16 protein-coding genes are annotated in these 18,698 nt (G+C 63.1%); 4 read left to right on the top strand and 12 right to left on the bottom strand.

Annotated features, from left to right (window positions below; translation table 11 throughout):
• Nucleotides 1-60: 60 nt before the first annotated feature.
• The 7 genes from NBH21_RS18740 to NBH21_RS18710 all read right to left on the bottom strand — a co-directional run bounded on the left by NBH21_RS18740 (nt 61) and on the right by NBH21_RS18710 (nt 8,495).
• Nucleotides 61-1,716 carry an ABC transporter ATP-binding protein gene (locus tag NBH21_RS18740; protein WP_250911689.1) on the bottom strand — a complete coding sequence of 552 codons (1,656 nt, stop codon included), beginning with the start codon at nt 1,714-1,716 and terminating at the stop codon, nt 61-63.
• Entirely contained in the window at nt 1,716-2,573 is an 858-nt protein-coding gene (locus NBH21_RS18735; RefSeq protein WP_250911690.1) for an ABC transporter permease, read from the bottom strand. The genes NBH21_RS18740 and NBH21_RS18735 overlap by 1 nt, the downstream gene beginning before the upstream one ends.
• The gene (locus tag NBH21_RS18730; protein ID WP_113444155.1) at nt 2,570-3,520 is read right to left on the bottom strand and encodes an ABC transporter permease; all 951 of its coding nucleotides are present in this window, start codon (nt 3,518-3,520) and stop codon (nt 2,570-2,572) included. Before NBH21_RS18730 ends, NBH21_RS18735 begins: the two co-directional genes overlap by 4 nt.
• 90 nt (nt 3,521-3,610) lie before the next feature.
• Entirely contained in the window at nt 3,611-5,218 is a 1,608-nt protein-coding gene (locus NBH21_RS18725) for an ABC transporter substrate-binding protein (RefSeq protein WP_250911691.1), read from the bottom strand.
• 73 nt (nt 5,219-5,291) lie between these two features.
• Complete coding sequence (locus NBH21_RS18720; RefSeq protein ID WP_113426654.1) at nt 5,292-6,005, bottom strand: HAD-IA family hydrolase; 714 nt, start codon at nt 6,003-6,005, stop codon at nt 5,292-5,294.
• 263 nt (nt 6,006-6,268) lie between these two features.
• A complete protein-coding gene (locus NBH21_RS18715; protein WP_250911692.1) occupies nt 6,269-7,642 on the bottom strand; it encodes an aspartate aminotransferase family protein in 1,374 nt (457 codons plus the stop codon).
• Between the two features lie 13 nt (nt 7,643-7,655).
• Nucleotides 7,656-8,495 carry a GNAT family N-acetyltransferase gene (locus NBH21_RS18710; RefSeq protein WP_250911693.1) on the bottom strand — a complete coding sequence of 280 codons (840 nt, stop codon included), beginning with the start codon at nt 8,493-8,495 and terminating at the stop codon, nt 7,656-7,658.
• Nucleotides 8,496-8,815: 320 nt separating this feature from the next.
• On the opposite strand from NBH21_RS18710, the gene NBH21_RS18705 reads away from it, so the two are divergent.
• Both NBH21_RS18705 and NBH21_RS18700 read left to right on the top strand, forming a co-directional pair.
• Nucleotides 8,816-9,484, top strand: a complete 669-nt coding sequence (locus tag NBH21_RS18705) for a haloacid dehalogenase type II (protein ID WP_113446809.1) — start codon at nt 8,816-8,818, stop codon at nt 9,482-9,484.
• A gap of 17 nt (nt 9,485-9,501) precedes the next feature.
• A complete protein-coding gene (locus tag NBH21_RS18700) occupies nt 9,502-10,776 on the top strand; it encodes an NAD(P)/FAD-dependent oxidoreductase (RefSeq protein WP_250911694.1) in 1,275 nt (424 codons plus the stop codon).
• A gap of 70 nt (nt 10,777-10,846) precedes the next feature.
• On the opposite strand, the gene NBH21_RS18695 is transcribed toward NBH21_RS18700, so the two are convergent.
• Nucleotides 10,847-11,770 carry an AraC family transcriptional regulator gene (locus tag NBH21_RS18695; protein WP_250911695.1) on the bottom strand — a complete coding sequence of 308 codons (924 nt, stop codon included), beginning with the start codon at nt 11,768-11,770 and terminating at the stop codon, nt 10,847-10,849.
• 96 nt (nt 11,771-11,866) lie between these two features.
• Between NBH21_RS18695 and NBH21_RS18690 the strand changes: the two genes are divergently transcribed.
• A complete protein-coding gene (locus NBH21_RS18690) occupies nt 11,867-12,694 on the top strand; it encodes an oxidoreductase (RefSeq protein ID WP_250911916.1) in 828 nt (275 codons plus the stop codon).
• Nucleotides 12,695-12,721: 27 nt separating this feature from the next.
• On the opposite strand, the gene NBH21_RS18685 is transcribed toward NBH21_RS18690, so the two are convergent.
• Nucleotides 12,722-13,612 (bottom strand): AraC family transcriptional regulator, encoded by an 891-nt coding sequence (locus NBH21_RS18685; protein ID WP_250911696.1) that lies wholly within the window; start codon nt 13,610-13,612, stop codon nt 12,722-12,724.
• Between the two features lie 163 nt (nt 13,613-13,775).
• Between NBH21_RS18685 and NBH21_RS18680 the strand changes: the two genes are divergently transcribed.
• Nucleotides 13,776-14,531, top strand: a complete 756-nt coding sequence (locus tag NBH21_RS18680) for an SDR family NAD(P)-dependent oxidoreductase (protein WP_250911697.1) — start codon at nt 13,776-13,778, stop codon at nt 14,529-14,531.
• Nucleotides 14,532-14,635: 104 nt separating this feature from the next.
• Here the strand turns inward: NBH21_RS18680 and NBH21_RS18675 are convergent, their stop codons facing one another.
• Genes NBH21_RS18675 through NBH21_RS18665 form a run of 3 tightly spaced genes read right to left on the bottom strand, consistent with a single transcriptional unit; the run spans nt 14,636 to nt 18,636 of the window.
• Nucleotides 14,636-16,093 (bottom strand): NAD-dependent succinate-semialdehyde dehydrogenase, encoded by a 1,458-nt coding sequence (locus NBH21_RS18675; RefSeq protein ID WP_250911698.1) that lies wholly within the window; start codon nt 16,091-16,093, stop codon nt 14,636-14,638.
• 16 nt (nt 16,094-16,109) lie between these two features.
• Nucleotides 16,110-17,153, bottom strand: coding sequence for a tartrate dehydrogenase (locus NBH21_RS18670; protein WP_250911699.1), 1,044 nt, complete (start codon nt 17,151-17,153; stop codon nt 16,110-16,112).
• Between the two features lie 19 nt (nt 17,154-17,172).
• Nucleotides 17,173-18,636, bottom strand: coding sequence for an aldehyde dehydrogenase family protein (locus tag NBH21_RS18665; protein WP_250911700.1), 1,464 nt, complete (start codon nt 18,634-18,636; stop codon nt 17,173-17,175).
• Between the last annotated feature and the right edge of the window lie 62 nt (nt 18,637-18,698).

Below are 18,698 nucleotides of genomic sequence, written 5' to 3'. Positions count from 1 at the left end.
CGCCATCACTCATAACTACAGCCCATTCCGAACAATGATCCACTTCCGAAGATCGGCCTCCTACTTCCGGCAGTAGGAGCGCACCAGATCGGGGTCCTGTTGGAGGCCGTCGAGCCAGGTGGGGTCGAGTTTCGGGACGGATGAGAACAGCAGTTGCGAATAGGGGTGCTGCGGGGCCTTCAGCGCCGCCGGGGTGATCTGTTCGACCTTCTTGCCGCCATACATCACCACGATCTCGTCGCAGATGGCCTCGACCACGGAAAGGTCGTGGCTGATGAAGACGTAGGAGAGGCCGAGTTCGCGCTGGAGTTCCTTCAGGAGTTCGATGACGGCCGCGGCGACCACAGTGTCGAGGGCGGAGGTGATCTCGTCGCAGAGGATCAGCTTGGGTTCGGCGGCAAGCGCGCGGGCGAAGTTGACGCGCTGCTTCTGTCCGCCCGAGAGTTCGGCGGGGTGGCGGTGGCGAACCGAGCGGGGCAGGTGCACCATGTCGAGAAGCTGGTCGATGCGGGCATCGCGGGTCTTGCCCTTCATGCCGTGATAGAAGGCAAGCGGACGTCCTAGGATTTCCTCGATGGGCTTGGCCGGATTGAGCGCCGTATCGGCATACTGGAAGACGATCTGCATCTCGCGCAGCTGGTCGCGCGTGCGTTCGCGGGCGCTTTTGCCGAGTTCGCGTCCGTCGAAGACGATGTTGCCCGCCGAAGCTGGAAGGATGCCGGCGATGGCGCGGGCCAGCGTGGACTTGCCGCAGCCGGATTCGCCGATGATGCCGAGATTGCGGCCCTTCTCCACCTTGAGGCTGACGGACTGCACGGCGCGCACCAGCGGCAGGCCGTCTGACTGGAGCGGACCATAGCCGGCGATCACGTCCTCGATGTCGAGCAGCGGCCGGCTTTCGTCTACCACTGCCGCGTCGGCGGCGCGGGGCCGGGGCTCGAAGGCGGCCAGCAGTTCACGGGTATAGGGATGCTTGGCGTCGGTGAGGATGTCGGCGGTCGCGCCCACTTCCTGAACCTCGCCGCCCCGCAGAACGACGATGCGGTCGGCGATCTGGGCGACGACGGCAAGGTCGTGGGAGACATAGACGCCGGCGATCCGGTCCTTGCGCATGACGGACTTGAAGGCGCGCAGCACCTCGATCTGGGTGGTGACGTCGAGCGCCGTGGTCGGCTCGTCGAAGATCACCAGCTTCGGCCCTCCGATCAGCGCCATGGCCGCGGCAAGGCGCTGCAGCTGGCCGCCGGAAACCTGGTGGGGATAGCGGCTGCCGATGGTGTCGGGATTGGGCAGCGACAGGGCGCGGAAGAGTTCGACCGCACGTTTGCGCGCTTCCTCCGGCGGCATCAGCCGATGGATGCGGGTCACCTCGATCACCTGCTCCATGATGGTCGAGGCCGGATTGAAGGCGGCGGCCGCACTCTGCGGCACATAGGCGACCTCGGTGCCGCGGATCGCGGCGCGCTGGCGCTCGGAGAGCGTCACCATATCCTTGCCGTCGACGGAAACGCTGCCGCCGGAAATGCGGCAGCCGGTGCGGGCATGCCCCATCAGCGTCAGCGCGATCGTGGTCTTGCCGGAACCGCTCTCGCCGATCAGGGCGACGATCTCGCCTGCGGCGACATCGATGCTGACGCCCTTGATGATCTCGACCCGGCGGCCGGAATCGGTGGTCGCCTCGACCTTCAGGTCACGGATTTCGACGAGGTTGGCCATCATGCGCTCCTGTCTCGGATCTTCTTGGGCAGGTTGTCGATCAGCAGGTTGACGCTGATGGTGAGGCTGGCGATGGCCAGCGACGGGAAGATGACCGCCGGCGCGCCGAAGGGCAGGCCGCCGATGTTTTCCCGCACCAGGGCACCCCAGTCGGCATAGGGCGGCTGGACGCCGAGGCCGAGGAAGGAGAGGCCCGAGAGCAGCAGCACGATGAAGACGAAGCGAAGACCAAGATCGGCCAGAACCGGGCCGATGATATTGGGCAGGATCTCCGAGCCGATGAGGTAGAAGATGTTCTCGCCGCGAATGCGGGCGACGGTGACGAAATCCATGGCGTTGACGTTGACCGCCAGCGCCCGGGCAAAGCGGTAGGCGCCGGGGATATAGATCACCGACAGCGTCATGATGAGCACGGGGATGGAGGAGCCGACGGCGGCGACCACCACGAGGCCGAAGAGCTTGCTCGGAATGGAATTCAGCGCATCGAGGAAACGGCTGAGCACGGTATCGAGCCAACCGCCGGCAACTGCGGCGATCATACCCAGCACGACGCCGGTGAAACAGGCGATGGCGACCGCGGCGAGCGAAATGCCGACGGTGTATCGCGCGCCCATCAGGATGCGGGAGAACATGTCGCGGCCGAGATAATCGGAGCCGAGCCAGAGTTCGGAACTCATCGGACCGAAATAGTCGTAATCGACGATTTCGCCGACGGGATAGGGAATGAGCAGGGGCGCGAGGATCGCGATTGCCGCCCAGAGCCCGATGATCGAGAGACCGATGATGCCGACGAGATTGAAGCGGTATCCGAACCGCGAGCCGGCCGGTCGTACGGAGGTGTTCGTATTCGTGGTCATCGGAGCCTCGGGTTGGAAAGGATTGCGATGATGTCGGCGGCGGTGATCAGGATCAGGTAGCCGAGGCAGAAGATCATGGCGCAGCTCTGGATGAGCGGCAGGTCGCGGGTTGCAACCGCATCGACCATCAGCTTGGCGATGCCGGGATAGTTGAAGATGGTCTCGACGATGATGACGCCGCCGAGCAGGTAGGAGAGCGACAGCGCCACCGCATTGACGATCGGGCCGAGCGCATTGGGCAGCGCGTGCTTCAGCACGATGCGCGGACGCGATGCGCCTTTCAGGAGCGCCATCTCGACATAGGGCGTGTTCAGCGTCTCGACCACGGCGGCGCGGGTCATACGGATCATCTGGGCCGACACGACGAAGGTCAGCGTGATGACCGGCATGGCATAGACCCGGAGCATATCGGTGATGGTGTGGACTTCATTGGCGAAGGAGAGCGCCGGCAGCCATTTCAGGTAGACGGCGAAGAGCAGCACGGCCGATGTCGCCACCATGAATTCCGGCACGGAGATCACCCCGATCGTCACGATCGTCACGATGCGGTCGTAGAGCGAGCCGCGCAGCATGGCGGCGGTGATGCCGAGGGTCAGCGCGATCGGAACGGAGAAGAGGGCGGTGACGCCGGCAAGCTTCATCGAATTGACAAAACGTCCCGCGATCAGCTGCGCGACCGGCATGTCGTTGGCATAGGAAGTGCCGAGATCGCCCTGTAGCAGGCCGAGCCCCCAGCGAATGAAGCGGAACAGCGCCGGCTCGTCGAGATGCATGGCCTTGCGCAGGCCTTCGACCGCTTCCGGCGTGGCCGCCTGGCCGAGAAGGATGGTTGCGGTGTCGCCGGGCAGAAGCGCCGTGGCGAGAAAGACCGCGAGCGAAACGATCACCAGCGTGATGACCGCGATGAGCAACCTGCTCAGGACAAGGGATAGGACCCGGGAATTCACGTAGGCTCTCCCCATGATGTTCGACGGTTGAACTATAACGCAAACGGGAAACGGACCGGGGGTGAAATTCACCCCCGGCCGGTGTTTTCGTCAGGCTTCCAGCCAGACGTATTCCGCGAAGGCGTAACCCATCATGCCGCCGAGCGGGTTGGCTTCGAGGCCCTTGAGCTTGCCGCTGGTCGCATCGACGTTGGAGATGTAGGCCGGGATGATCGTGCCGGCTTCCTCGGCGACCATGACCTGCATGGCGTTGTAGATTTCCTTGCGCTTGGCCTGGTCCAGCGAGCCACGGGCCTCGATCAGCATCTTGTCGAACTTCTCCGACTTGTACTGGCTTTCGTTCCACGGAGCTTCCGAGGTGTAGAGCAGCGAGAACAGGATATCCGGGGTCGGACGCGGGTTGATGTTGCCGAAGTGGATCGGCGCCTTGAGCCAGTAGTTGTCCCAGTAGCCGTCGGAGGGAACGCGCTGCACGTCGAGCTTCATGCCGATCTCGGCGCCGGCGGCCTGGATGATCATCGCCATGTCGATCGAGGAGGTCGCGGCTTCGGAAGCGATGACCGGGATGGACTGGCCGAGAACGCCTGCCTTCTGGAACAGCGCCTTTGCCTTGTCCGGGTCGAAGGCCTTCGGCTTCAGGTCGGCATTGTGGTAGAAGTTGGCCGGCGAGACCGGCTGGTCGTTGCCGACTTCAGCGAGGCCGCGCAGCGCCGACTTGACGATCTGCTCGCGGTTGACGAGGTACTTCATGCCTTCGATGAAGTCCTTCTTGTCGCCCGGCGCCATGTCCATGCGCATGTTGAGATTGGTGTAGTTGCCGGAGGTGGTCTTCGACAGCACGAAGCCGTCCTGGCTCTCGATGAGACGCATGGAACGGGGATTGATCGAGGCGGCGAGATGGATATCGCCCGACAGCAGCGCGTTGACGCGGGCGTTGTCGTCGCTGATGGCGAAGAACTCGAAGGAGTCGACGTTCGGGCCGCCCTTCCAGTAGTTCTTGTTCTTGACGCCGACCGAGCGCACGCCCGGCTCGAACACTTCGCGCACGAAGGCGCCTGTGCCGTTGGCCTTGGAGAAGTCGGTGGTGCCGTCGGCCACGATCATGAAGTGGTGCATGGCAAGGATGGTCGGCAGGTCGGCATTCGGATTGGCGAGTTCGATCTCGACGGTTTCCTTGTCGACGGCCTTGAAGCCGGTCATCTGGGCGGCGATCTTGGCGACCTTGGAGCCGACGCCCGGATCGAGGTGACGCTTCAGCGAGAACACCACGTCGTCTGCCGTCAGCGGCTTGCCGTCGTGGAAGGTGACGCCCTTTCGCAGCTTCACGGTCCAGGTCTTGGCGTCCTTGGATTCGATTGTTTCAGCCAGCTCCATCTGCGGCGTACCGGAAACGTCGAGGAAGGTCAGGCGGTTGTAGAACGAGCAGCAACGGACATAGTCGGTCGACAGCGAGGCCTTGGCCGGGTCGAGCGTATCAGCAGTGGAGGAGGACCAGCCGGCAGCCTTCAGCGCGCCGCCGGAAACCGGCGTTGCAGCAACGGCGTTGGTGGCGCGGCCGAGGATCATGCCGCCGGCCGACATGGCGACGCCGCCAGCCAGCATCAACTGCAGCAGTTCGCGGCGCGTTGCGCCCCGACGAATGGCGTTTTCGACCATCGCGTCGTCGGACTTCGTCCAGTTCGTAATCTTGTCGCTCATGTCATTCCCCTTTTTCGTTTGGTTTTGCAGAGCGGCCGGCCGTTCGGGCCGGGTCCGCTCCGAAGGCTGAAGTTCAGGCGCTTGCTTCTTTCACGGCGTCGGCGAGGCCGGCCATGGAGGTGAAGTGGTAGTCCGGCTCGGTAAACTCGGCCGGTTCGATGGTGCCGCCATATCCCTTCTGGGCGTGGCGACGCTCGATCCAGCAATTGGTCATGCCGAGTTTCCGGGAAATGCCGATATCGTGGTACTGGCTCTGGGCGACATGCAGGATGTCGTCCTTGCTGTTGCCCTCGGTGGCAACGAAATCGAAGACCTTCTGGAAGAAGGCGGGATCCGGCTTTTCGGTACCGGTATCGTCGGCGGTGAAGGCGGCATGGAAGGGATTGCCGAGTTCCTTCGAAAAATATTCGAACGCCCAGCGCCGCGCATTGGTCATGGCGATGAGCTTGTGGGTCCTGGCGAGGCTGGCAAGCGCTTCGGCGCTGTCGGGGAAGCCCTTCCAGTTCTTTGCGGAATCGCGCAGCTGCTCGCCGTATTTCTGTTCGGCGGGAAGACCGAGCTTCGGCGCGATCGACAGATAGACGCGCACGAGATCATCGGGAAAGAGATCGGCGTCATCCGAGTAGCGGGCCGCCCGATAAAGCGAGAGGGCTTCCTCTCCGTCAACCGATACACCGGCTTCGGCAGCGATCGCCGAGAGGCAATCCTTGATGCCGCCCTCGAAGTCGATGAGTGTGCCGACCACATCAAAAGTCATGTATTTGAATTGCGAAAGGCTCTTTGCCACGTTCACGTTCCCAGTTCAGCACGCCTTGGCAGGCGTGGCGCAGAAGAAAATTCTGTTCGATGCGATGGCGGCGGAACCGCCCTGCAAGCCGGAAAGCCCCTTTTTTCTTGGGTTTTATAGCTCTTTCCGACCCCCTTAGTTTCGCAGGTATGTCGCGCCGGATACTCCGAAATGAAACGGCGAGGCGGCACAAAATTCCGAATATGACAGTTCCGCGATATTTCGGGGGCTCGCGGAACCGTCAGCTTTTGCCCTGAACCCGCTCAGGCAAGTGCTGCACGGACGTCCGGATCCTCCAGCGTCTGGTCCAGCGTGCGGCGGGTCCGCTCGATAATGGCGTCGATATCGGTATCCGTGCAGCAGAGCGGCGGGGCATAGCCGAGGATGCCGTTGGCGAAGGCGCGGATGACGAGGCCGTTGTCCCAGGCGCGGTCGAAAATGCGGCGCGCCGGCTCGGCAGCCGCCGGAAGCGGCGTCTTCTTCTGCTTGTCGACGACGAGTTCAACGGCGGCGAGCATGCCGCGGCCGCGCACATCGCCGACCAGCGGATGATCTCGCAGAGCCTCAAGGCCGGCCATCAGGCGAGCACCGGCCTTTACGCCGTTTTCCAGAAGGCCGTTCTCATAAAGCCGCAGCACTTCCAGCCCGACGGCGGCGCTGACCGGATGGGCGGAATAGGTGTAGCCATGCCCGACCGCCGAAGCGCCGGCCGCATCGGCAATCACATCATACACCCGATCCGACATGAAGACTGCGCCCATCGGCACATAGCCCGAGGTGAGGCCCTTGGCGGTGGTCATGAAGTCCGGGACGATCTCGTCCTCGGCGCAGGCGAACAGCGGGCCGGTGCGGCCGAAGCCGGTGATGACCTCGTCGGCAATGAAGAGGATATCCAGCTCGCGGCAGACCTCGCGCATGGCCTTCATCCAACCCTTCGGCGGCACGAGCACGCCACCCGACCCCTGGATCGGCTCGGCATAGAATGCTGCGACGCGGTCGGGGCCGAGAGCCTCGACCTTGGCGCGAAGAGCCGCGACCGAAGCGGCGATGATCGCCTGCGGGTCCTCGCCGACCGGATTGCGATAGGCATAATGGGACGGGATCTTGTGCTGCCAGTCGAACGGCACGCCGAAGCCGGCATGGAAGGCTGGGAGAGCCGTGAGGCCTGCACCGACCGTCGAGGAGCCGTGATAGCCCTGCTCGATCGAGATGAACTGGTCACGCTGCGGCTGGCCGCGGGCGATCCAGTAGTAGCGGACGAAGCGGATCGTGCTGTCGACGGCATCCGAGCCGCCAAGCGTGAAGTAGACGTGGTTGAGGTCGCCCGGCGCGCGTTCGGCAAGTTCGGCGGCAAGCCGGATGGCCGGCTCCGAGCCGAGGCCGAAATAGGCGGTCGCGTAGGGCAGTTCGCGCAATTGCCGGGTGGCGGCCTCGACGATGCTTTCGTGACCGTAACCGGCATTGACACACCAGAGACCGGCGAAGCCATCGACCAGTTGCTTGCCCGATGCGTCTGTTACGGTCGCGCCGGAAGCCGAGGCGAGGACGCGAACGCCCTGCTTTTCGTGGCCGCGATAGGAAGCAACCGGATGCACCAGATGGGCGCGGTCGAGTTCGATGAGGGAATTGCTGTACATGGCAGTCTCCGTTTCAGCCCAGCGCCTGGCTGGCGAGGGCGAATGTCCTGGTCGTGGAATTTTGTGCTGCGGGCCTCGGCGGGCGCTGCATGGCGATACCGCCGCCGACATGCTGGAGGCCGAGCCCCGAAAGGACGGGAGCAAGCCCGGTATCCAACGTTGTGTCGATGCGCAGGAAGGCACCCGGCCGGCCGGCGGCGAAATGGGAAATCAGCGCGCTTGCGTCATCCAGATCCGAGGCGACGACCGGGCCGACCAACTCGCCGCGTCCGAAATCGCGCAAGGCCGCAAAGCCGCTGACCTTTCCGCCCTGCCGGATGACGGCGAAGCGGCCGACATTGGCGAGATAGGCGATCAGCCCTTCCCGGTCCGCGCCAAAGGCCTGCCGGTCGAGTTCGGCGATGGCCGGAATATCGGCCGGCGAGGCGGCATGAACGTTTGCCGGCGCAGCGACCGGGGAAGCCGGTCCCTGGAATTGCAGAACGGTGCCGGTCTCCTGAAAGCCGAGCTTCTGATAGAGCGGCAATCCGTCGGTGGTGGCAACGAGGCGCAAGGGGCGCTCGCCCGCCAGCGAAAGAGCAGCATCCATCAGCTTGCGACCGAGGCCGCGGCCGCGCATGGCTTCATCGACGATGACCATGTTGATGGTGGCGCAATCCTTCTTGTAAGACGTGACGAGCACGGTCGCGACGACGCGCCCGCTATCATCCACGGCGACGAAGCCTTCGCTGAGCGCGAGCGCCATCTGCCAGTCCTCGAGGCGATGAGGCCAGCCGGCCTGCCGCGAAAGGGCAAGCGCCCCTTCCAGATGACGGGGGCCGAATGCCACGAGATCGATTTGATTTGTCTGCATGGGCAGTTCCTTGTTTGCTGCCCACAAGTCTCTGCGTTCGGCGCCGGAAGATCGTCTGAAGGCGGCTCCCGTCGCGGTATCTTTCGCCGTAGCAATATGGGCTCACCGCATCTTATGCTGGAGCCTCTGCCGGCCAAGGCGACTTTCAGGCCCCGGAAGGCGGGCTTTTACCGCGATGCGCCGCAACTCTCTGCCAAACCACGCTCGGGATACGAAACATTCTGCTTCAAGGCAGGCCAATTCAGTGGCGTCGTCGTCCCCGGTCCATCCTATGATCTGGACGACGCATCTGATCCCGCTCAATCGCAAGGATGAAAAGCATGAGCCACTTCCGCCCGAAATACATCACCTTCGACTGCTACGGTACGCTGATCAATTTCCAGATGGCGGAAGCAGCCCGCGACCTCTACAGCGCAAAGCTCGACGAGCCGCGCATGGCCGAATTCGTCAAGAACTTCGCAGCCTACCGCCTCGACGAGATCATGGGCGACTGGAAGCCCTATGCGGACGTGGTCCACAACGCGATCGAGCGGACCTGCAAGCGCAACGGCGTCGCCTTCAGGGAAGAAGACGCGAAGATGGTCTATGAGCGGGTGCCGACCTGGGGTCCGCATGCCGACGTTCCGGCAGGGCTTGCCAAGGTCGCCAAGGAAATCCCGCTGGTCATCCTGTCCAACGCGATGAACTCGCAGATCATGTCGAATGTCGAGAAGCTCGGCGCGCCCTTCCACGCGGTCTACACCGCCGAGCAGGCCAACGCCTACAAGCCGCGCTTCAAGGCCTTCGAATACATGTTCGACATGCTTGGCTGCGGCCCGGAAGACATTCTTCACTGCTCCTCGTCCTTCCGCTACGACCTGATGTCGGCGCATGATCTCGGCATCAAGAACAAGGTCTGGGTCAATCGCGGTCACGAGCCGGCAAATCCCTATTACGGCTATGTCGAGATCGCCGACATCTCCGGCCTGCCCGGCGTCGTCGGGCTCTGAAGGAAAGGCATAGACCCATGAAGTTCCTGTCCTACTGGCACGACACCGCCCCGGTCTTTTCCGGGGCTGCGCAAGGCCCGGTCGAAGGCCACTACGACGTGGCCGTGATCGGCGGCGGCTTTACCGGCCTTGCGGCGGCGCGGCAACTCGCGAAAGCGGGCACGCGCGTGGTCGTGCTGGAGGCGGAACGGGTCGGCGCCGGAGCCTCCGGCCGCAACGGCGGCCACCTCAACAACGGGCTGGCGCACAGCTATCTCTCGGCCAAGGCCGAACTCGGGAAAGAACGCGCCATCGCTCTCTACAAGGCGCTCGACGATTCCGTCGACACCATCGAGGCGCTGGTGGCGGAAGAGAGCATCGACTGCAACTTCCGCCGCGCCGGCAAGCTGAAGCTCGCCTCCAAGCCACAGCATTTCGAGGCGCTGGCGCGCAATTTCGAGGCGCTGCATGCCGAGGCCGATCCCGATACGGCGCTTCTGAGCAGCGCCGATCTGAAAAGCGAGATCGGCTCGCCCTTCTACGGCGCCATGCTGTCGAAGAAGAGTGCGATGATGCATATGGGCCGCTATGTCGTCGGCCTTGCCGAAGCGGCGCGCCGCCACGGCGCGGTGATCCACGAGGATGCGGCCGTCGTCGCACAGGGCAAGAACGGCGCACGCCACAGCCTGCAGACCAAGCGCGGAACGGTGACCGCCGATCATGTTCTGGTCGCGACCGGCGCATACACCACGCCGAACTTCAGCTATTTCCGCCGCCGCATCATCGCCGTCGGCAGCTTCATCATCGCGACCCGTCCGCTGACCGATGCCGAGGTCGCCGCAACGATGCCGGGCAACCGCACCTGCGTCAACACGATGAACATCGGCAACTACTTCCGCCTGTCGCCGGATAACCGCCTGATCTTTGGCGGCCGCGCCCGTTTCTCCGCCACATCCGACCAGCGCTCGGATGCCAAGAGCGGCAAGATCCTGCGGGAAAGTCTCGCCCGGATCTTCCCCCAGCTCGCCAATGTCGAGATCGATTATTGCTGGGGCGGTCTGGTCGACATGACCAAGGATCGCTACCCGCGCGCCGGCTATCACGACGGCTTGTGGTATGCGATGGGCTATTCCGGCCACGGCGCCCAGCTTTCCACCCATCTCGGCATGATCATGGCGGACGCGATCCTCGGAAAGTTCGACCGCAACCCGCTCAAAGGGCTCGACTGGCCCGCCGTGCCGGGCCATTTCGGCAAGCCGTGGTTCCTGCCGCTGGTCGGCATGTATTACAAGATGCTGGACAAGGTTCAGTAAGACCCAACCTGGCGCCCGGCAAGTCGCGACCGAAACCGTGGCTGGCCGGGGCCTGGCAAAGACCGGATCGTCATGTCTCCGAGGCCAGTTCACCCAGGTGCTGACGAGCCCATTTCATCTCTTCCGACGCGGTACGGTGAAAGTGTCGTTTGAAGTCGCGGCTGAACTGGGAAGGGCTGAGATAGCCGACCGACATTGCCACGTCCGCAATGGTCTTATCCTGACGCGTCATCATCAGTCGAGCCTCATGAAGCCGCATCGCCTTCACATATTGTAGGGGACTGCTTCCGGTCAGCGCCTTGAAGTGCACGTGATAGGAAGGCACGCTCATGCCCGCGTCGCTGGCAAGGGCTGCCACCGAAATCTGGGAGCCGAGACTTGCGCGCAGGCGGGCAAGGCTCTGCCCGATACGTCCCGCCACACCTCCCTGTTGCAACGCTGCGGCCATTGCGGCACCCTGCGGTCCGACGAAAACGCGATAGTGCAGTTCGCGCAGGATACCTGGCCCAAGAACGGCAGTCTCAACCGGGCTGTTGAGCACCTTCAACAGGCGCAGGAGTGCGCCCTCGATATCGGGCTCCATTCGACTCGACACGAGGCTTCTCGCTCTCTGCGATGCTCTTTCCGGAACCTGGCTTTCAATGGCGGAGACGATTTCGGCACAAAGCGCCATGTCGAACTCGAGATATACTGCCAGCAGAGGTCGCGCCCGGCTGGCCACGGACTCCATGCGAAACGGCACCGGTACAGATACCGCCAGATAATGCTCCTCGTCGTAACGGAAGATCTCACCCTGAAGCAGGCCCTGCTTGCAACCCTGCAGCACGAAGACCGCCCCTGGCTTGTAGAGCACCGGAACATCGGCAAGCACCGTCTCGCTTCTCAGGATGCGGACCTCCCGAAGTCCTGTCGGGTTATATCCCTGACGAGGAGCGAGGGCTCCGGCCAACTCCACCAAGCTCAATTGCTCTTCTCTGTCATCATGCAGCTTCATAGGAATGGGCAATTATTTAAGATGATACGGCATCGATTCCTATCAGTTTGCAGATTATTCAGCAAATCCATCGATTGGAACACTGGAAAGTCAAGCATGACCAGAAAAACCTTTTTCATCACCGGCGCAAACTCCGGATTTGGTCTCGCCATCGCGACGGCAGCGATAGCCGAAGGTCATAATGTCATCGGCGTCGTTCGCTCCGAGGTCTCAAGGGTGACACTCGAAGCTCGTCTGCCGTCGGCGCATGCCATTCTCTGCGACGTCACCGATTTCGACAGCATAGCCGGCATCGTCGCACAGGTTGAAAATGCTCATGGTCCGGTGGACGTGCTCATCAACAATGCGGGTTACGGTCACGAGGGGATTCTCGAAGAGTCTCCCCTTGAAGAAATGCGGCGGCAGTTCGACGTCAACGTCTTCGGTGCGGTTGCGGTCGCCAAGGCATTTCTCCCGCGTTTCCGGAAGAGACGTCGCGGTTTCATCGTCAACGTCACTTCGATGGGGGGAATGATCACGATGCCGGGTATTGCCTACTACTGCGGCAGCAAGTTCGCCCTTCAGGGCATTTCCGAGGTGATGCGTTCCGAGATGGCCCCCTTCGGGGTCCATGTCACGACACTTTGCCCCGGCTCTTTTCGAACGGATTGGGCGGGGCGGTCTATGGTCAGGACTGAAAGGTCGATCCCCGACTATGACGCCCAGTTCGATCCGATCCGTCAGGCGCGGATTGAAAAAAGCGGCAGACAGCTGGGCGATCCCGAAAAGCTGGCCGCAGCAGTCTTGTCCCTGATCACTTCCGACAATCCGCCGCCGCAACTGCTTCTTGGCAGTGATGCCTTGAAGCTCGTATCGGAGAGAATACTGCGCTTGCGGCAAGAAATCGAAGCATGGAAGGCCCTCACCGTTTCGACTGACGGCTGAGCAAGCGCGTAGCGCCAGACGCGGATGCTAAGCTGCGCGCATGCTGGCAAGCGCCGCCTGTGTTTCGCGTGCAGGCGGCAGCCCAAACATACGGGCGTATTCCCGAGTAAACTGCGGCACGCTCTCATAACCGACGTTGAACGCCGCGATGCTGGGGGAACAATCTTCGGAGAGCATCTGCCGTCGCGCCTCGATCAGCCGCAATTGCTTCTGGAACTGGACCGGAGACAGGGATGTGATCGCCTTGAAGTGCTGATGGAAGGTCGAGGGGCTCATTCCCGCCGCGTCGGCGAGCATTGCGACCCTCAGGGGCTTGTCAAAGTCGCGGCGCAAGAGGCTGATCGCCCGCCCGATTTTCTGCGAGTTGGTGTTCGGCCATCCCAGGTCCCGGATTGCCGGACCATGGCGACCGCACAGGAGCCAGTAATGGAACTCCCGCACCATCTGCGCTGAGAGGATCGGGAGTGAGGTCGGCCGCTCTACGAGCCTCATCATGCGATGGGCTGCATCCTCGACTTCCGCATCGGTCGGCTCAACCCGTATGGGAGAATAATGGGCAAGGGGTGCCGCCTTGATCTCGACGGCAAGCTCCGCGAGGACGGCCTTGTCGAGTTCCATCACCACGGAGCAATAGGGATCGCCGACGCTGGCCTCGGTTATCTGGCTGACAGTCGGGACGTCGGCGCTGATGATGAGCGAGTCGCCGGCGCCGAAATCATAGACCTCGCTGCCCATCCGCACGCGCTTCCTGCCTTGCAGGACAATCGCGACAAGCGGTTGGGAAACGGCATATTGAAGCTCGCTCGCATGCGTGGCGCGGATCACGCTCAGTCCGGGGATCGGGCAAGAGGCTATTCCGGCCCGGTTGGCGTGAGCTTTCGCGTAGCGGAGCGCAAGTTCGAGAAACGTGTCTTTCATCGCCACATCTAACGACGGTTGCGATCGTCTGTAAACTCCATCCGGAGGAATAGGCAAGAAACTCCGAGCTTCGCGCAACACCGGCGTCCTCCCGTGAAGCAGAGTCCAGCCATCGGACAAACGCTCCCGGTTGTTCGATGTCCCTGCTTCAAAGGAGTTTCAAATGTCGAAAATTGCCATCGTCACCGGTTCCAGTCGCGGGCTCGGCCGCAACACCGCGCTCAACATTGCCAGCAAGGGCACCGACGTCATCGTCACCTACCAGAGCAACGCCGCCGATGCCGAGACAGTCGTTCGCGACATCGAGGCCATGGGCCGCAAAGCCGCCGCTGTTCAACTCGACGTCAGCAAATTGAGCAGCATTGCCGCCTTTGCCGGCGAGGTGAAGAACGTTCTGCGCGAGAGGTTTCAGCGGGATCGCTTCGACTATCTGGTCAACAATGCAGGCCATGGCGATATGGCCGCGATTGCCGACACCACGGAAGCGCAGTTCGATACGCTGGTGAACGTTCATTTCAAGGGCGTGTTCTTCCTGACACAGGCCCTGCTGCCACTGATCGCCGATGGCGGTCGCATCGTCAATCTGTCATCGGGCCTGACCCGTATCTCATTCCCCGGGTTTTCCGCCTATTCCGCAGTCAAGGGCGCGGTGGAAATTCTGACGCTCTACATGGCCAGGGAATTCGCCGACAGGGGCATCACCGCCAATACCGTAGCCCCCGGCGCCATCGAGACCGATTTCCTCGGAGGAGCGGTGCGTGACATGCCCGACCTGAACAAGACCTTCGCAGGGATGACCGCGCTTGGACGCGTCGGCGTGCCGGATGACATCGGCCCGATGATCGCCAGCCTGCTGTCGGACGACAATCGCTGGGTCACCGGCCAACGGATCGAGGTGTCGGGCGGACAGACTATTTAGGGCTTCAAGAGGCATCATTCGTACGCTTCAGGCCCGAATTGCAATTGAAAAGGGGCCGCTTGCACGGCCCCTTTGATGTTTTCCGCATCCGCCCATCGCCAGCCTCAGGCGAGGCCGCCGATGTGGAAGGTTTTCATTTCCAGATATTCCTCGATGCCGACCTGGGCGCCTTCGCGGCCGAGGCCGGATTGCTTGACGCCGCCGAAGGGGGCGACTTCGGTGGAGATCGCGCCGGTATTCAGGCCGACCATGCCGAATTCCAGTGCCTCGGCCACCTTCCACGAACGCTTCAGGCTCTCGGTGTAGAAATAGGCGGCGAGACCGAAGGGCGTGCCGTTGGCGATCGCGATCGCTTCCTCGTCCGTTTCGAAGCGGAAGAGCGGGGCGACCGGACCGAAGGTCTCCTCGCTTGCCAGCAGCATTTCGGTCGTGGCACCGGTCAGCACCACGGGCGCGGTGTATTGCGGTCCATCGGGCATTGCCGGCTTCTGCGTCACGACCTTCGCACCCTTGGAAAGCGCGTCTTCCACATGGCGGTTGATCTTGGCGATGGCCGCCTCGTTGATCATCGGGCCGATGGAGATGCCGGGCTCGGTGCCGGGGCCGACCTTCATCGCGTTGACGCGCTCGGAAAGCTTGGCTGCGAAAGCATCGTAGACGCTGGACTGGACGAGGATACGGTTGGCGCAGACGCAGGTCTGGCCGCCGTTGCGGAACTTGGAGACGAGCGCGCCCTCGACGGCAAGATCGAGATCGGCATCGTCGAACACGATGAACGGCGCATTGCCGCCGAGTTCGAGCGAGAGCCGCTTGACGCTGTCGGATGCGCCGCGCATCAGCAGCGAACCGACGCGGGTCGAGCCGGTGAAGGAGATCTTGCGGACCGTTTCGTTGGCCATGATCTCGTTGCCGATCTCCGTCGGCATGCCGGTGACGATGTTGACGACGCCAGCCGGGATGCCGGCGCGTTCGGCCAGCACGCCGAGCGCCAGCGCCGAATAGGGCGTGAATTCGGAGGGCTTGATGACCACGGTGCAGCCGGCGGCGAGCGCGGGGGCCACCTTGCGGGTAATCATCGCATTGGGGAAATTCCATGGCGTGATGATGCCGCAGACGCCGACCGGCTCCTTCAGCACCACGATGCGGCGGTCGGGCGTCGGCGAGGGGATGGTGGTGCCGCCGATGCGGCGGGCTTCCTCGGCGAACCATTTGACGAAGGACGCGCCGTAGCGGATTTCGCCCCTGGCCTCATCGAGGGGCTTGCCCTGCTCGGTCGTCAGGATCAGGCCGAGATCGTCGACATGGGCGATCATCAGGGCAAACCAGGCCTCAAGCAATGCAGCCCGTTCGGCATGGGTTTTCCGCTTCCAGGCGGGGTAGGCGGCATTGGCCGCCTCGATTGCCGCGCGGGTCTCGCCGCCGCCCATATCCGGCACGCTGCCGATGGAAGACTGGGTTGCGGGATCGATCACGTCGACGGTCTTGCCGGAGGCTGCGTCGACCCATTTGCCGCCGATGAGGCCCTGCTGGCGGAAGAGGCCCTTGTCCTTCAGGTTCTGCATGTCTTGTCCTTAAATATCAGGAAAGCGCCGCAAGCACTGCGGCGGTGATGACGTCGGTCTTGTCCTTGCCCGGTACGGTGCCGATGCCGCGGGCGGTGGTCTGCTCCAGCGCTGCCATGATGCGGACGGCGGCGTCCTTTTCGCCGAGATGATCGAGCATCATCGCAGCCGACCAGATGGTGGCCATCGGATTGGCGATACCGAGATGGGCGATGTCGGGCGCCGAACCATGCACCGGTTCGAACATCGACGGAGCGGAGCGGTCCGGGTTGATGTTGGCGGAAGCCGCAAAGCCGAGACCGCCCTGGATGGCGGCGCCAAGGTCGGTGAGGATATCGCCGAAGAGATTGGAGGCGACCACCACGTCGAGGCTTTCCGGCGCCATGACCATGCGGGCGGCCATGGCGTCGATGTGATAGCTGGTGACCGTGACATCGGGATATTCGGAGGAGAGTTCTTTCGTCACTTCGTCCCAGAACACCATGGAATATTTCTGGGCATTCGACTTGGTGATGGAGGCAAGCTTGCCGCGCCGGGCGCGCGCCTGCTCGAAACCGAAGCGCAGGATGCGCTCGACGCCCTTGCGGGTGAAGATCGAGGTTTCCACCGCCACTTCGTCAGCCGTACCCTGATGCACGCGCCCGCCGGCGCCGGAATATTCGCCCTCGGTGTTTTCGCGGATGCAGAGGATGTCGAATGCCTCGGCCTTCAGCGGGCCCTGCACGCCGGGCAGCAACCGGTGCGGACGGATGTTGGCATATTGCACGAAAGCCTTGCGGATCGGCAGAAGCAGGCCATGCAGCGAGACCGAATCCGGCACCTCCGCCGGCCAGCCCACGGCTCCGAGCAGGATGGCGTCGAAGCCGCGCAGCGTCTCGATGCCGTCTGCCGGCATCATCGCGCCGGTTTCCTTGTAGAACTTGCAGGACCACGGAAACTCGGTGCCCTTGAGAGCGAAGCCCGCGTCGCTGGAAACCTTTTCGAGCACGCTCCAGGCGGCCGCGGTGACATCACGGCCGATGCCGTCGCCGGGAATGAGCGCGATGGAATATGTCTGCATGGAAAAAGACCTTGTGCTGTCAGAGGCTGATGAGGACGCTCTTGCTCTTGCGGTTGGCGAGATAGGCATCGCGGCCGAGATCCTTTCCGATTCCAGAGCGTTTGTAACCCCCGGTCGGCAGGATGTGATCGCGCGAGCGGCTGTAGCGGTTGACCCAGACGGTGCCCGCCTGGATCTGGCGGGTCAGGCGGATGGCGCGGGAGAGATCGCGGGTAAAGATGCCGCTTGCCAGCCCGTAGGTCGGATGGTCGGAAAGCGCCAGCGCCTCTTCCTCCGTGGTGAAGGTCTGCATGGTCAGGACCGGCCCGAAGATCTCCTCGGTCACGGCGGGTGAATCCTGCCGGACATTGGCGATCAGGGTCGGGGCGTAGAAATAACCTTCGCCCTCCATCGCCGCGCCACCGGTCAGGCACTCGCCGCCGGCTGCAACCGCCGCCTGCACGATGCTGTCGATACGGCCGCGCTGGCGCTCGGAAATGATCGGCGAATACTGGCTTGCCTCGTCCCAGGTCGGGCCGGGGCGCACGGTCTTCATGCGGGCGATGATGGCTTCGACCAGAGCGCCGGCGACACTTTCCTCGACGATCAGGCGCGAACCCGCAACGCAGGCCTGTCCGGCATTGGAAAGAATGCTTCTTGCAATCTCGTCGGCCGCCTTGCCGAGATCGGCGTCGGCGAAGACGAGCTGCGGGCTCTTGCCGCCGAGTTCCAGCGTCATCGGCTTGACCCCGGTGCGGGCGATATTGGCCATGATCGCGGAACCCGCGCCGGTCGAACCGGTAAAGGAGATCTTGGCGATATCGGGATGCCCGGTGATCGCATTGCCGGTGGTCGGGCCGTCGCCCAGCACGATGTTGATGAGACCTGCCGGGATGCCGGCGCGCACGGCGAGTTCGGCGAGATAGACGGTGGAGAACGGGGTCATTTCGGAAGGTTTCAGCACCACCGCATTGCCTGCCGCAAGCGCCGGGCCGAGCTTCCAGCCGGCCATGGAGACCGGGAAGTTCCACGGCGTGATGGCGCCGACCACGCCGTAGGGCTCCGTCATCACCATGCCGAGACTGTTGTCGTCGGTCGGCACGAGATCGCTGCCTTCCTTGTCGGCGAATTCGGCGAAGAAACGGATCTGCTCGGCGGTGACGGCGATATCGCCGGCGACGAGATGGCCAACCGGCCGGGTGGAGGAAAGCGCCTCGAGCTTGGCAAGCGTTGCGGCCTCGGCTTCGATCAGGTCGGCCCAGCGCTGCATCGCCCTGGTGCGTTCGCGGGGACGCACGCCGCCCCAGTTGCTGACTTTCAGGGCCTTCTTCGCGGTTTCGACGGCGCGGTCGACGGTTGCCTCGTCGGCCAGAGGGCAGCCGGCATAGGCCTTGCCATCGGAGGGGCGATGCATGTCGATGACGCCACTGGCCTCCACCAGCCGGTCGCCGATGAAATGACCGACGGGCAGCGGAAGGGTATCGGGATCGAAACTGAGGGTCATGACGCGCACCTTTGCAAAACCTTTGGGCAAGGGTAACTGCCGCGCATGAGCAGCATGCATCG

Source organism: Ciceribacter sichuanensis, from assembly GCF_024055605.1.
GTDB lineage: Bacteria > Pseudomonadota > Alphaproteobacteria > Rhizobiales > Rhizobiaceae > Allorhizobium > Allorhizobium sichuanense.
Note: the sequence above shows the minus strand (reverse complement) of the source record. Positions and strands in the feature narration are given on the sequence as shown.